Here is a 14446-nt window from a genome sequence, read left to right as displayed (position 1 = left end):
GATGACCTCGTTGTTTATGTTTCACTGTTTCTTAAGTAAGACACTAATATACTAGCTGGCCAATACTGCCCGCAAAACGCTGCTTATTGCGGTAAGGATAAACGTCGATGACACGGCCATCGATGATCGCCTGCTGCAGTTCCAGCCAGTAATCCGGGTCAAATAGCTCGGGGTGCTGCGCCATGAACATGTCGCGTAGGATCTTATTAGCGAACATAAAAGGCCCAAACTCCTCAGGAAAAATATCGTTAGGGCCGATAGATAACGTATCACCCCCCTGGAAGTCATTGCCCTGGGATTTGGGTATATGCCGAAAACGGCACTCGGTGAGGTAGCAAACTTCATCGTAGTCGTAGAAGATCACCCTTCCATGGCGTGTCACGCCAAAATTTTTCAGCAGCATATCGCCAGGAAAGATGTTCGCCGCGGCCATTTGCTTAATGGCATTGCCGTAATCCTTAAGCACCGTCTCCTTCTCTTGGTCGCTGCACTGTTCCAGGTAGATGTTCAGCGGCGTCATCATCCGCTCGGTATAGCAGTGCTTGATAATCACCTTATCGTCTTTCAACACAACGGTTGAGGGAGCCACTTCCAGTAAGTGCTCCAGGCACTCCGGCGCAAAATGATCCTGGCGGACAATAAAATTGGAGAATTCTTGAGTATCGGCCATGCGCCCTACCCGGTCATGACGTTTCACTAGCCGATACTTTTCTCGCACTACGGCGTGGGTCACGTCTTTGGCCGGGTCGAATTTATCTTTAATGATTTTAAAGACGGTGCGAAAGCTAGGCAGTACAAAAACCGCCATCACCATGCCGCGCACGCCTGGGGCGATAATAAACTGATCCTCGCGCTTCGCCACCTGACGATTCAGTGCCCGGAAAAACTCGGTTTTACCATGTTTGAAGAAGCCGATGGCAGCGTAGAGTTCGCCTTCCGGTTTGTGCGGCATCAGCTGCTGCAGGTAATCGACAAACTCCCTGGGTACCGCTACCTCAACTTGGAAGTAGGCGCGGGTGAAGGAGAAAATAATCGACACCTCGTCGGTTTCGATCAGTACCGTATCCAGGTGTAGGCAAGGGTCGCCCCCCTGCTGCTCACCAAACCCTTCGCCATGGAGTACCGGCAGCACCAGCGGCACCTGCTCGCCGCCGCCCAGGATTCGCCCCACCAAATAGGCGCCTTTATTGCGATAAAAGACGCTATTCAGCAACTCGATTTCAGCATCACCGGCGTTCAAAATCGCCGTGGGTAAGTGCTGCTGTAAGAAGGTGGCGCCGAGATGAGTATCCTGATCTATTTCCGCAAAGCGATTTTCGAAGGGGGCATCGATAAGTGCCCATTTGAGGGCAGCCTGCCAGTCGCCATTAACCTGTTTGCGACGGCATAGGTCAATTCCCGAGCGGTGGGCGGCATCTTCCCGGGAGCTATACACAAACATCCAGTCGTTGCGGATATGGCGATGATGGAAAATAGCGCAGAACAGCGAGTTAAAGAAGGTTTCAGCGAGCTCATAATCGAGTCGGTGGCTGATCAACTCAGCGTAGTGGTTGCGCGCCTCGCGCCAGCACTCGCAGTGAGACACCACCTCGGGATCAAAGGTACGCTTTAAGCGCCCCAGAGTGTCATCAATCTTTTCCTTATAGAGATTGATGCGCTCGGCGGATGCCTGCTGCGTTTCGCGCCACGCCGCGTCACGGAAACGACGGCTGGCATCGGCGGTAATTTCCTTAAAACGTGCACGGTACTCATCAAAGCCATGCAAAATCGTCGTCGCTAAGCGGTACGCAGGCGAGTGCTTCACGGGCTGGGCTCCTGTTGATTTGCGCTAGCGTTGCCTAACGGCAAACTACATGCGAGACGACCTTGGTTGGGTAGCCCCAGTTTAGCGCACTGCCGCAATACGTTTGAGCCGTAAGCAAAAAGGCCCCGCAGTGCGGTCAGCGATTAAAAAGCCAAGTTGGTGAATCTCGCTTGGCGTTACTGCCGGGGCGTCACTCAATAGCGTTCCCCGCCTCACCGCTTCAAAAGCATCCCATGAGAAGTACAGCGTCTCCCAGGCATCTTGAGAAGGCGTAAATTTCACTCGGTACGCTGAGGCATTGCCAAGGGAGGTGCTTTTCAAGCGCAGTTGATAGGTACGTCCGTCGCCCCGCACGGTCAGCTCTATGCCCTGGGCATCCGCTAGCGTTGGCTCGAACCCATTGGGCTCGCGGCGAACGGAGGCAAAGCCACCACCGTTTTCAAGCGACACCTCGCCCTGAAAGCGACCTACGCCATCGGTAACGCAAAAACCACTCTTTGAAACGCCACCCATCACGCCATCATCAACGGAGTACCAGCGCTGCTGCTCACTGGGACTATCAAATGTCAACGCCATGACGACTCCTTATCATTAGCCAAAAAAGCCTCTTTGCCGCTGGGCAAAGAGGCTTGTTCAGCCTAGGCGATTAGTCTTGTGAATTACAGCTTCGCTGTCGTGACCACAGGATCTGAGTCAATATCATCCAGATCTTCAGGGGACGCGACCACCAACGCAAACTCCTCCTCGGCGGTTTTCGCTACGAGGTGATTCTTGCTGTAGAGGAAGAAGTAGGCTGCGCCAACAATGAACAGCACGATAGTGTAGTTAAAGGCGCGTGGGTCGAAGGCGTATACCCCGGTGAGCGCAACCAGGGAAAGCACCAGTGCAATCCCCGAGGTAACGACACCGCCAGGCGTTTTATACGGACGCGGCAGGTCGGGTTGTTTTACCCGCAGTAGAATATGGCTGAGTGCCATGAGCGCATAAGAGATCGTCGCACCGACCACGGCCATGCCCAGCATCAGGTCGCCTTCACCGCTCAACGACACCAGAAAGCCAAACACGCCGGGCACGATCAGGGCAAGATAAGGCACTTTACGGCCACTGGTCAGCGACAGCGCCTTGGGGAGGTACCCCGCCCGTGAAAGCGCAAAGACCAACCGGCTATAGCCGTAGATGATCGAAAAGAAGGAAGCAATCAGCCCCGCCAGGCCCAGCACGTTCACCACGGTTGCCAAGGTCGGATTGCCCGCTGCATTCAGCGCATCCACCAGCGGCACGCCGCTTTGACCGATCATCTCGGCGCCCGCGGCACCGGCCAGCAGCACCACGACCAACAGCGCTGTGAAGAGCAGGAACAACATCGCGCCGATGATGCCTCTGGGCATGTCCCGGGCAGGATCTTTAGCCTCTTCGGCCGCAAGCGGTACGCCTTCTACCGCCAGGAACAGCCACATACCAAAGGGTAGTGCCGCCCAGACGCCGTACCAACCAAACGGCATAAAGGTGCTCGCACCTGCCGCATCGGTGGGAGCAATATCAAACAGGTTGGCGGCATCAAAATCACCGATCAGTGCGACAGCGGTGGCCAGGATGGCAAACACTGCCAAGCCACTGATGACCATCATGACTTTTAGCGCTTCCCCCACACCCGCCAGGTGAATACCGATGAACAGCGCGTAGAAAATGAGGTAGACCAGCGGGCCGTTGATACCCAGCAACGACTCTACGGCGGCGCCAATGAAGATCACAATGGCCGCTGGCGCCAGGGCATACTCGATCAATACGGCCAACCCGGTCAGATAGCCGCCAGCAGGCCCCATTGCCTGGCGGGCAAAGCTGTATCCGCCCCCAGCCGCGGGTATCGCCGCCGACATTTCGGCAAGTGACAGCACCAGCGCCAGATACATTAACGCCATTAGACACGCGGCTATCGCAAAGCCACCCCAGCCAGCTTCAGCAATACCAAAGTTCCACCCGGCGAAATCACCGGAAATTACGTAGGAAACCCCGAGGCCCGCCAGCAGCATCCAGCCAGCGGTGCCTTTGCGCAGTTGGCGTTTTGCCAGGTACGCTTGATCTATCGTTGGTTGTGTCATCGTTTTGCCCTTTCAGTGTGGAACGAAATCGTCGTCAGCGGCGTGCTGTGGTTTACCAACGTTGTTCCGTTTTGTTGTGTGATCGTTGTTATAGGTTGTCGCTTTTTGGGTGACGTTAATCCGCCACCAGGAAGTTACGCGTCGAGCCTGATGCTGAGTCACCTTCCAGCACATCGTCTTCACTGCGGTCTTTCAACTTAACGCCCGACAATTTGCGCTGACGGGCCTCTTTTAACAGCAGAAAGAAGCGTCTGGCGGCCTCTTCCACCTGCAAACCTGCCGGACGCACATTGGAAATGCAGTTGCGTCGATCGTCCTTGAGCCCCGGCTCGGGCGCCCAAGTCATATACAACCCCAAGCTATCCGGCGAACTCAGCCCCGGTCGTTCGCCGATCATGACAAGCACGGCGTCGGCATTGAGCAGTGCGCCAATTTCGTCGCCAATCGCCACCCGCCCCTGCTCGACAAGCGTCAGTGGTGCTAGCTGCCAATCAGCAGCATCGCTGCTCAGCATCTGATAAAGCGCGCCAAGAAACGGAGCACTGTTTTGCTGTACAGCCAACGCAGAAAGCCCATCGACCACGACGATCGCAAGGTCATAGCGCTGCTGGGACGCGGCAGCTTTCTGCAGGTGCTCACGGGTCTCGTCGTTAAGGCGACGGCCATAGTCGGGCCGCTGCAGGTACATGGCACGATCCTGGGCATGGCTGTGCAGGCGCAGCGGTGCCTCAGACAAATCGAGGGCTTGGGTCAGCTCGGAGGCCAGCGCTGCTACATCCAGCGGACAGTGAACCGCATCCTGTGCTTGGGCGTGAGCCAACTGAAACGCCAGCAATTTGCTGGTCGGCAGGCTGACCCCAGCGCGGCCCAGGCCAATTCGCGCGTCGGTAAAGGCATTCAGCCGCTCCCAGGGGTTCTCCACCACGATGGGTGATGATGGATCATGTGCCATGGCGAGGCTCCTTGGGCAGGTGGCGCAGGCTGTTGGCAAAGGCGGCGGGCAGCTGGTCATTGAGCCGGTGGGTGCTAACATCCTGGAAAATCTGCATCTCTTCGAGCCAGCGCTCAAACTCCGGCGCGGCCTTCAGCCCCAGTACCCGCCGTGCATAGAGCGCGTCGTGAAACGAAGTCGTCTGGTAGTTGAGCATGATGTCGTCAGAGCCTGGGATACCCATAATGAAGTTGCAGCCCGCCACGCCGAGCAGCGTGAGCAGGTTATCCATATCATTCTGGTCGGCTTCGGCGTGATTGGTGTAGCAGACATCGCAGCCCATGGGCACGCCCAATAGCTTGCCGCAGAAGTGGTCTTCAAGGCCTGCACGGGTGATCTCCTTGCCATCGAACAGGTACTCTGGGCCAATAAAACCCACCACGGTATTCACCAGCAAGGGCTTGAACTTGCGTGCAACGGCGTAGGCGCGGGCTTCACAGGTTTGCTGGTCGAGCCCGTGGTGAGCGTCGGCAGAAAGCGAGCTGCCCTGGCCGGTTTCGAAATACATCACGTTGCGCCCCACCGTACCGCGATTGAGCGACTGCGCCGCCGCTTCGGCTTCGGCCAGGGTGCTCAAGTCGAAGCCAAAGCTGCGGTTGGTGGCCTCAGTGCCGCCGATCGACTGGAAGACCAGATCGACCGGGGCACCCTGCTCTATGGCTTCCAGCGTATTCGTTACGTGGGTAAGCACGCAGGACTGGGTGGGGATTTGATACTTCTGGATCACTTCATCCATCAAGCGCATCAGCTTGACGCTCTGGGCAACGTTATCCGTCGCTGGGTTGATGCCAATCACCGCGTCGCCACTGCCGTAGAGCAGGCCGTCCAGAATGCTGGCCGCAATGCCGGTCACATCATCGGTGGGGTGATTGGGCTGAAGCCGAGTGGAAAGCCGCCCCGGCAGGCCAATTGTGTTGCGAAAAGCGGTGGTGACCCGGCACTTCTTGGCCACCAGAATCAAATCCTGATTGCGCATCAGCTTGCTGACGGCAGCGGCCATTTCGGGGGTAATCCCCGTTTTTACTTCTGCTAACACCTCACTGGTAGCGTGGTCGGAGAGCAACCAGTTACGAAAATCGCCGACGGTGAGGTGACGGATGGGGGCGAAAGCGTCGGAGTCATGGTCATCGATAATCAGCCGAGTGATTTCATCCTCTTCGTATGGAATCAGGGCTTCATTCAAAAAAGTGGTAAGCGGGAGCTCGGCGAGTACCATCTGGGCGACCACCCTCTCTTCGGCACTCTCCGCCATTACTCCGGCCAAACGGTCGCCTGAACGGGGCGGCGTGGCTTTAGCCATCAGCTCTGCCAGGCATGCAAAGCGATAGCTGCGACTCCCCACCGTCGTGTGATAGGTCTGCGCCATGGGGCTATCCTTTTTTATTACGATGGCTGTTGTTGATCGCGTTGACATCGCGCTGAAGTACAAAACTTGCTTGTTTCCACCATAGCGTTATCAATAGAGAGGGAGTATCAAGTTTTGGCAAACTCACTAACTTTCGCTTTACTCAAGTAAATACAAAAAGTTAAGGCGTTACATAAATTATGATTAGCCAACTTATCACTGCGAGGAGCGCTTCATGACCACGCTCGACAGCTCATTTGCACCAACAAGGTGCATTCAAGAGGCCTTTGATGCCGATGAGCACGCGCAGAACCTGACGCGATGGCAACAGGAGTACGATCAGCTCAGCCCAGGGAGTTTCTACGGGCGGCTGGATGAGGTGGCACTGGAAACCATGCAGGTCTTCAAGGAGCATACCGGGCAAGCGCTACGTCAGGACTGCCGGGTATGGCCTGAGTCGCTGTGGATCGGTATTCCCACTACCCATCAAGGCTCGCGCATCAATGGACAAGCGCTCAGTGCGGGCGAGGTGATGTGCCGCCCGGGTGGACGTGATTTTGAACTGGTGACGCCGGAAGGATTCGACATCTATGGGCTGGTGATCCAGTTGCCCGCCTTGACGGCGGCAGCCAAGCGGCAGGGGGTCAGCCTGGATACACACTGGCACGCCATGCCCCGTCGCCAAGCGGCCGGTGACACCCTGCGCGCCGTGTCGTTCCTCATTGAACGTCTACTCACCAGTCAGACGCTGTCCATCGCCAGCCATATCCATCAAGACATTCTGCTGATGGCGCTACTGGAGTTATTGCAGGTCAAGCAGCCCAGTGCTGAGCTGCCACCCAGCTATGCCCATCGCAAGGAAGTGGTTGATCGCGTCAAGCGCTACGTGGATGAGCATCTGGAAGGCCCCGTGACGATGGAGGAGCTTTGTCAGCTTACCCACGTTAGCCGCCGCACACTGCAGTACAGCTTCACCACCATCCTGGGCATCAGCCCGCTACAGTTCTTACGCCTGACCCGGCTGAACCGCGTGCGCCGGGCGCTGCGGGCGGCATCTCCGCAACAATCGGTCACGGAAATAGCCACCTACTGGGGTTTTTGGCACTTGGGACAGTTCGCCCACGACTACAAGCAGCAGTTCGGAGAGAGCCCATCGCAAACGCTCAGTGCGAAAACGTTATGAGCGAGTCAGTGAATAGCGGCAAATACAAGCCAGCCTCTCAGCCGGCCTGATTAAATGCGAGAGTAGCTAAAAAAGAGCGTCTGCCTAGTTAAAGGTTGGGAGGTGCTTGGATTCACGGCCTGGCAGACCACAGTCAAACCAACTGTGATGTGCCTTGCTGTCTTCCCAAATGTGGTAGTGCAGTTGCGACATCATCACCGGGTCATCTAGAAAATCCAAACGCTCCAGCTTACTCATTGCCGCAGGCCCCATCCTGACTCCGCGTGCAACCCGCTCGGCCCGACGTTGGCGTATTGGCTCGGCATCGGTATGCCGTGATGTGCCTAAAGCAGTAGCCAACGCATTCGGCACAGGATCTACCACCATTTGGGCAAAAGACGGCGCCGCCATTCCGGTATTCATGTGGGAAAGCAACCTCACCATGCGCCGCAGCACACGGGGCGGCTGTGTTTCTTCGGGGATCCGGAAAAGCCGCTTTTGAAAGCAGAACCACCCTAACGAGACACGGCTCGACAGTGCCGATACCGGGATAGACAGCATCAAAGCGACGACGATGGGCGAGAGCCACCACAGAAATGTAGGCTCCATAACGTAAACACCCGCTGCCCACACAGCCCCTATTAGGGTTTGACTCCAATGTGCGCGGAACGCATCCCCCCACGTCGTGTCGCTATTTTCACGTGATGGTGAGCGCCATTGAACCGCCCACCCCATCAATGACGTCAGTACAAAGCGGGTGTGAAACAGCATCCTTACCGGCGCTAATAGCATCGAGAATAGCGACTCGAGAATCATACTTTCCAATACCTTGAGAGGCCCGCCAAATTGACGACTCCCCTGTATCCACACCAGCAATACGCTGAGCAGCTTAGGCAAGAACAGCAGTAACGCCGTCACACCAAACAACCCCACCGCTAAGGTTGGATTCCATTGTGGCCAAACAGGAAACAACATTCCCGGCTCAGGAAAGTAGTCGGGCGTGCTAAAGGTATGCACTGCTAAAAGCGCGGTCGAAAGCACTAAAAAAAGACACCATAGCGGCGCGGAAAGATAAGACATTAAACCGGTCAGGAAAACGGCACGGTGGACGGGGTGGATGCCTTGCGAGAAAAACAGCCGGAAGTTCATCAAATTTCCGTGGCACCAGCGTCTGTCGCGATTGAGTTCATCGAGCAGGTTAGGTGGCATTTCTTCAAAGCTGCCTTCCAATTTGTAGGCAATCCATACCCCCCAACCGGCTCGCCGCATCAGCGCCGCCTCAACAAAATCATGGGATAGTATCTCCCCAGACATCGAGCCTTTACCGGGCAGTGGCGCCAGGATGCAGTGCTGCATAAACGGGGCGAGGCGAATGATCGCGTTATGGCCCCAGTAATGCGACTCACCCAATTGCCAAAAATGGAGCCCGGCAGTAAACAGCGGTCCATACACTCGTGTCGCAAACTGTTGCATCCGAGCGTACAGATTGAGGCGCCCCGAAGCGCGTGGCGCTGTTTGGATAATGCCGACCCTGGAGTGCACCTCCATCATTTGCACCAGTCGCGTCAGGCATTTGCCGCTCATGACACTATCGGCGTCCAACACCACCATATAACGATAGAGCGCCCCCCAGCGGCGGCAAAAATCGTCGAGATTACCGCTCTTGCGTTTGACTCGACGCTGTCGGCGGCGATAGAAAACCTGACCGAAAGCATCCAGATCACGACACAACACCAGCCAGGCATAGGTTTCTTGAATGGCAATATCGGGATCGGACGTATCGCTCAGAATAAAGATGTCGAAATGCCGGTCATTACCCGTACTGCGCAGGGATTCCAGGGTGGCGCGCACCCCGGCAAAGACCCTGGCAACATCCTCGTTACAGATTGGCACCAATAGTGCTGTGCGTGCCTCATCATCAATCGGCTCGTCGCCCACCTCGCTGTCAATGGCGTAGCGGTCATGGCTTCGTAATAGCTGGAAAAATCCCATCAAGGCAGTCCAAAACCCGGCGGATACCCAGGCGAATAGCAACACAAATAACGACAGGATAGCTATCTCAAGCCACTGCAGGCCCTGGCCAGGGAGGACAGTACGCATCTGATTGGCAGCGATGATACTTTGACCGAAAATCAGCACTAGCAAAACCCAGCGTCGCCTAGTGGCGACCCACTTCCAGGACGCGGAGGGTGACTCTCTTCTGCGCCGACGAAAATCACCATTTGCCCAGCGCTTGAAGCGGCGACCAATATTCACGAAAGGATTGGTCGACCACTGCTGGGGCGCCAACGGCGTTCGCTTCATCGGTGGCGCAGTTTGCAGGCGGGTAATACCGGAGGTGTCCGTAGACAGCACGTCTGGCGGCGCTAGCGGCGGCTCTGCATAGGCAAGCGCCAGGCGCCGACCTACTGACAGCGCTGCAGGATCACTATTGTCACCTCTCTGCCAATTACCATCCCCATCACTATCCTCGCTCAACGCAGCGTGTAGCGACGCCATGTCGTGCTTATCAAGATCACCGACCAGTAACTTGTAGCGCTCCTTACGATTCTGGGTCTCCAACGCCAAGCGCTCTAAATAAATATCCGTTGGCGTTGCCTGCGATGAAGACATCATTTCAGCCATTAGCAGGCAGCCTATAGTACCAGGTTTCGGACATTTGCTTGCCATCGAGCATTAGCTTGGCCCTGATATCCAAGGGCTGGCTGCCATTATTCCGCTTCACATTGACAAATACACGCCAACCGTTGGTCGCTGGGTTATGAACAACGCGGCTAGTCGCCAATTCTCCATTATCGCCCACGCTTGCCTCAACGGTCATATTTGCATCGCTGCCGATACCGGAAAGCGAGGGCCCGATAAAATCGAGGACAAAAGCGAGTGTCCCGTCGGGCTCGCGCACTAGGTTATCGCGCATCACCTCTCCCCGTGAGCGACGTGTTTCTTCAACCCAGGCAAGCTGAGGATCAAGGTGGCGGCTTTCATTGGTTGTGAACGTAATACGGTAATCGAATGCCAGCGGTGTTCCCGGCTCATGGGGTTCATCAGACAGCCACATCGAGACGATATTATCGTTGGTCTCGTTGTCAGTCGGAATCTGAATCAGCTCAACGCTACCCGCCCCCCATTCGTTTTGTGGCTCGACCCAGGCGCTTGGGCGCAGATCATAACGTGCGGCAATATCCTGATAATCGCTAAAATTGTGGCCACGCTGCATCAAGCCATAACCGCGTAACTGAGGTGTTGCATGCCTATTCATCATCAATCTGGCCGGATTGGCTAGCGGGCGCCACAGCCAGCCATTCTGCGCATCATTGATCAAAAGGCCATTAGAATCATGGATTGCTGGGATATAGTGTTGTGTCGAAGAGGGCTGCTCTGGGCCGTAAAGATACATGCTGGTGAGTGGAGCTATTCCTAGTTTCTCGACAGCCCGACGCAAATATAGCCGCGACTGTACGTCGACTATAGTGTCTTCTCCGGGACGCAGCACGAAGCGGTATGCACCGGTCACGCTAGGTGAGTCAAGCAGTGCGAAAATAGTCAAGTACTGGCTTTCCGGGCCAGGTTCGACGATCCATATTTCCTTGAAGCGAGGGAACTCCTCGCCCGAAGGTAGCCCTGTATCAACGGCAAGTCCTCGCCCAGAAAGCCCATAAACCTGCCCTTCGCCAATAGCGCGAAAATAGCTAGCCCCCAGAAAGACCATCACCTCATCTTTGCGATCACCTTCATTGAGTGCATGGTTGATCCTGACCCCGGCAATACCAATGCCATCGCTATTCTTCACTTCGTCGGAGATGCCTAAATCACCGTAGGTAAAATCATCCGGATTATAGGCAAAGCCATGTACCCCCCCCTCCTGATCAACGCTGTTTAATTGGATGGCACTGTCATAATGCATACCCTCATGGATAAAGCTCAGGGTGAACGGTGCGCCTTTACCGCTCCACACATCGCGATCTCGCTTGAACTGTATTTGCGAATACTCCATATAGCTGAGTTCGCGCAGCTCATCAGGCAAAGATGTTTCCGGGGCTCGGTAGCCCTGCTGGGCTAGTTCCTCTGCTTTTCTAGCGACATCATCGAAGCCAAATGCAAAAGCCTCAAGAGGGATGCTTCCAACCAGCAGGCCACCCAGAACGGCGACTGAAAAAAAACCTTTGCAGCTTGAAAATTTACTTAACCGGGTCGATCCACTCATTTAGCGTCATGCTCCTGTACAATCCTTTGACTAAATTCAAATTCGCTTACTTGCCGAATCGACATACGAAAGAGTCCATTCGATCAGCTAAATGCGTCCTTTTGATTTTCTCACCATCCTAAAGCGCGCACCTCGAGCGTATGTGAAGATGAGGTTACGTTTTAGGTATAGCATGAGTCTAGACTACTTGGCACCCCGACTAACCGGGCTTTTTGAAAGGGTTGAGGCTAAAATTAGAATGGGCTCGATTCGTTGAACCGGGAGAACAGGCGCTACCTTAAGCTTATTGTCTATTATAGATAGCAGTTTGGTGGGCGCCCTTCAAAAACGCTCAATGCAAAAACGACCTACTCACCTAGCGCAGCCAGCGCTGGGCAAACTCTTTAGCTGCCAATGGCCGATCAAAGTAGTAGCCTTGGCCCTGGGCACAGCCCATTGCAAGCAATGCGTTAATCTGGTTTTGGTTCTCAATCCCTTCCGCAATGGTTTCAAGGCCCAGCGTGTTTGCCATGGCAATGATCGTTGCCACAATGACACGGTCGTTGTCGCTGGTGAGCATATCGCGGACGAAGGAGATATCGATTTTAATTTTATCGGCGGCGAAGCGCTTTAGGTAGGCAAGCGACGAATACCCGGTGCCAAAGTCATCAATGGAAAGCCCTAACCCTTTGCTCTTTAACACTTCGGTCATAGCAATCGCTTTTTCAGGATTCTCCATGATACCGCTTTCGGTAATTTCCAGGCTAAGTTGTGACGCCTCAACGCCAAAGTCGACACAGCAACCGAGCAGGCCAGTCACCAAATCATCCTCTTCAAACTGCTGGGCGGCAATATTAATCGCTAACTGGCCAGGCATAGAGCGCCCCTGCTCTCGCCATGCGGCAAGTTGCCTGCAGGCTTCCTCTATCACCCAACTGCCGAGCGCGACAATCATGCCGCGCTCCTCGGCAATAGGAATAAATTTACCCGGTGAAACGTCACCCAGTTCCTCATCGTGCCACCGACACAGCGCCTCAGCGCCAATTAACTGGCCGGTGTGCAAATCTACCTGGGGCTGAAAGTGCAGGCTCAGTTGTTTTTCGGCAATGGCGGACGCCAGGCGTTTGGCGATATGCAACTGTTCAGCCACAACGCGCCCCATCCAGGGTTCAAATACACATACGGGAAGCTTTTGCCGCTTGGCTTGATGCATGGCAATGTCGGCGTGTTTCAACAGCTCTAATGGCATTGCCGCATGCTGAGGATATAGCGCCAGACCGATTCCCACAGAAAGCTCAAAGGAGTGTTGCTCAACAATAAACGGTTGCGCGATGCTGTCGCACAATTGCTGAGCTGTGGCTAACGCGCTGCTTGCCTCAACACCAGGGCAAACCACCACAAACTCATCACCAGCTAAGCGTGCTAAATACTGTCCCTCCGTCAACGAAGCTGCAAAGCGCTCGGCCACGGCCTTTAGGACTAAATCGCCCAGGTCATGCCCAGCGGTATCATTGATCTCTTTGAAATGATTAAGATCCAGTAGCAATAGCGCCAATTCAGTGGTCTGCGTATCGGCGACCACTCGCTCTAAGTGGCGCATAAAGGCAGCACGGTTGGGCAATTGAGTCCCCGAATCAGAAAAAGCCAATTGGCGAATGCGTACTTCGTCTTGTTGGCGTTCAAGCTCTGAAGCGGCCCGCGCAGCAAATATCTGCAAGACATTGCGCACAACATCCACATCGTCCAGCGGCTTCTTAAACATGACGCCAATAAGCCCCATCGGCTGACCATGGCTATCATCCAGCCGCCGCCCAACATAGCCGTTTACCCACGAAAGCGCCCCGTTGGTTTCAGCAGGCAGCCTAATGGCGGCGCCCTCGTGAACGATACACTCTTGCTCCACCATTACCTTATGGCAAGGAACGCCGGGAAGATAATAAGCAAAATTATCCTGGCACTGACCATTTACATACAGCGTTAAGGTATGCGCGATATCGGAATCCTGCTCGTCCAGTAGCGCTATAAACCCCACTTCAGCGGATAACGCTTCGGCCATATGGGCGGTTAGCCGGCGCAGAAACGCTTCGCCATTCTCAGCTGAGACCGCAGTTGCCAAGCTAACAACGGCGTGTTGAAAGCGTTGCTGCTCATTAATGGTGTTGATCAGGGCGGTGTTGTGTCGACCAATGCGCTGCAACGCCTGCTGTTTATATAACAGACGTTCGCGCGTTTGGCTTTCTGCTAACTGACGCGCCAACTCTGCGCCAGCCAACGCCGCAGAGATACGTAACACTTCATCGGCATAAGAAGGAAGCTCCAGGACGGATGAGTGCATTAGCGCAATAGCACCCAAAAAGCCGCCACCAGGCGCTGCGATGGAGATACCCAAATACCCCTCAACGCTCAGGGAGTCCAGCCGCTGATCATCCGGGAACTGCTGACGAGCAGAAGCAGGCACAAACAACCGTGAGTGTTCCGCGACCTGTTGGCATGGCGTGCTTTGTAGTGAATACGGAGCTGTCTCAATGAACTCACCCTGAGACCACGCTGCCAATGTGCTCACAGTGTCCTGGCGGCTATCGACATATTCAACAACGGCATGATCAACGCCAAGGATACCCGTCAGGGATCGCACAAGGTGTTGAAAAAAGCCCTCTTCACTGACGCAGGTCAACTTATCCGCCAACTGTCGAAAAATCTCTGGTGCAGAAGTAGGGAGCATGTTATTAAGCGCCTTCGGATTTACACATCAAGCTTCTCTCCCGCTCTTGCTGAACAGTATTTAAAAAAACGCACCGATCTGCCGCATAAACGCCATTCGGTAACCGATCAACGACTAAAGTTTATAAACGCCTAAAGCTT

9 protein-coding genes are annotated in these 14446 nt (G+C 54.9%); 1 reads left to right on the top strand and 8 read right to left on the bottom strand.

From position 1 onward, the window contains the following. Window positions 1-43: 43 nt before the first annotated feature. From aceK to HALTITAN_RS21710, 5 genes are all read right to left on the bottom strand, one after another. Window positions 44-1804 carry a bifunctional isocitrate dehydrogenase kinase/phosphatase gene (gene aceK, locus HALTITAN_RS21730; protein ID WP_009288379.1) on the bottom strand — a complete coding sequence of 587 codons (1761 nt, stop codon included), beginning with the start codon at window positions 1802-1804 and terminating at the stop codon, window positions 44-46. Between the two features lie 81 nt (window positions 1805-1885). Continuing rightward, complete coding sequence (locus HALTITAN_RS21725; protein ID WP_022520108.1) at window positions 1886-2380, bottom strand: CIA30 family protein; 495 nt, start codon at window positions 2378-2380, stop codon at window positions 1886-1888. A gap of 83 nt (window positions 2381-2463) precedes the next feature. Continuing rightward, window positions 2464-3903: an ethanolamine permease gene (gene eat, locus HALTITAN_RS21720; RefSeq protein ID WP_009288378.1), complete on the bottom strand. Its 1440-nt coding sequence runs from the start codon at window positions 3901-3903 to the stop codon at window positions 2464-2466. Between the two features lie 115 nt (window positions 3904-4018). After that, a complete protein-coding gene (gene eutC / locus HALTITAN_RS21715; RefSeq protein ID WP_039860529.1) occupies window positions 4019-4855 on the bottom strand; it encodes an ethanolamine ammonia-lyase subunit EutC in 837 nt (278 codons plus the stop codon). Beyond that, window positions 4845-6260, bottom strand: a complete 1416-nt coding sequence (locus HALTITAN_RS21710) for an ethanolamine ammonia-lyase subunit EutB (protein ID WP_027957818.1) — start codon at window positions 6258-6260, stop codon at window positions 4845-4847. Before HALTITAN_RS21710 ends, eutC begins: the two co-directional genes overlap by 11 nt. A 214-nt stretch (window positions 6261-6474) precedes the next feature. Here HALTITAN_RS21710 and HALTITAN_RS21705 point away from each other — a divergent pair, with 214 nt between their 5' ends. Next, the gene (locus HALTITAN_RS21705; protein ID WP_009288377.1) at window positions 6475-7422 is read left to right on the top strand and encodes a helix-turn-helix domain-containing protein; all 948 of its coding nucleotides are present in this window, start codon (window positions 6475-6477) and stop codon (window positions 7420-7422) included. A gap of 84 nt (window positions 7423-7506) precedes the next feature. On the opposite strand, the gene mdoH is transcribed toward HALTITAN_RS21705, so the two are convergent. From mdoH to HALTITAN_RS21690, 3 genes are all read right to left on the bottom strand, one after another. Then, the gene (mdoH, locus tag HALTITAN_RS21700; RefSeq protein WP_022520112.1) at window positions 7507-10026 is read right to left on the bottom strand and encodes a glucans biosynthesis glucosyltransferase MdoH; all 2520 of its coding nucleotides are present in this window, start codon (window positions 10024-10026) and stop codon (window positions 7507-7509) included. Beyond that, window positions 10019-11605: a glucan biosynthesis protein G gene (locus tag HALTITAN_RS21695; RefSeq protein ID WP_051052184.1), complete on the bottom strand. Its 1587-nt coding sequence runs from the start codon at window positions 11603-11605 to the stop codon at window positions 10019-10021. The genes mdoH and HALTITAN_RS21695 overlap by 8 nt, the downstream gene beginning before the upstream one ends. 355 nt (window positions 11606-11960) lie before the next feature. Then, the gene (locus tag HALTITAN_RS21690; protein WP_009288376.1) at window positions 11961-14306 is read right to left on the bottom strand and encodes a putative bifunctional diguanylate cyclase/phosphodiesterase; all 2346 of its coding nucleotides are present in this window, start codon (window positions 14304-14306) and stop codon (window positions 11961-11963) included. Window positions 14307-14446 lie beyond the last annotated feature (140 nt).

Origin of the sequence: Vreelandella titanicae BH1 (genome assembly GCF_000336575.1) — a bacterium.
Taxonomy (GTDB): Bacteria; Pseudomonadota; Gammaproteobacteria; order Pseudomonadales; family Halomonadaceae; genus Vreelandella; species Vreelandella titanicae.
The sequence above is the reverse complement of the archived record's forward strand: the minus strand, read 5'-3'. Positions and strand labels throughout refer to the sequence as shown.

Bases quoted from the DNA above. Each gene is read 5' to 3' on its own strand.
- HALTITAN_RS21725 (WP_022520108.1), bottom strand. From the start codon at position 2,380: ATGGCGTTGACATTTGATAGTCCCAGTGAGCAGCAGCGCTGGTACTCC.
- eat (WP_009288378.1), bottom strand. From the start codon at position 3,903: ATGACACAACCAACGATAGATCAAGCGTACCTGGCAAAACGCCAACTG.
- eutC (WP_039860529.1), bottom strand. From the start codon at position 4,855: ATGGCACATGATCCATCATCACCCATCGTGGTGGAGAACCCCTGGGAG.
- HALTITAN_RS21710 (WP_027957818.1), bottom strand. From the start codon at position 6,260: ATGGCGCAGACCTATCACACGACGGTGGGGAGTCGCAGCTATCGCTTT.
- HALTITAN_RS21705 (WP_009288377.1), top strand. From the start codon at position 6,475: ATGACCACGCTCGACAGCTCATTTGCACCAACAAGGTGCATTCAAGAG.
- mdoH (WP_022520112.1), bottom strand. From the start codon at position 10,026: ATGGCTGAAATGATGTCTTCATCGCAGGCAACGCCAACGGATATTTAT.
- HALTITAN_RS21695 (WP_051052184.1), bottom strand. From the start codon at position 11,605: ATGAGTGGATCGACCCGGTTAAGTAAATTTTCAAGCTGCAAAGGTTTT.
- HALTITAN_RS21690 (WP_009288376.1), bottom strand. From the start codon at position 14,306: ATGCTCCCTACTTCTGCACCAGAGATTTTTCGACAGTTGGCGGATAAG.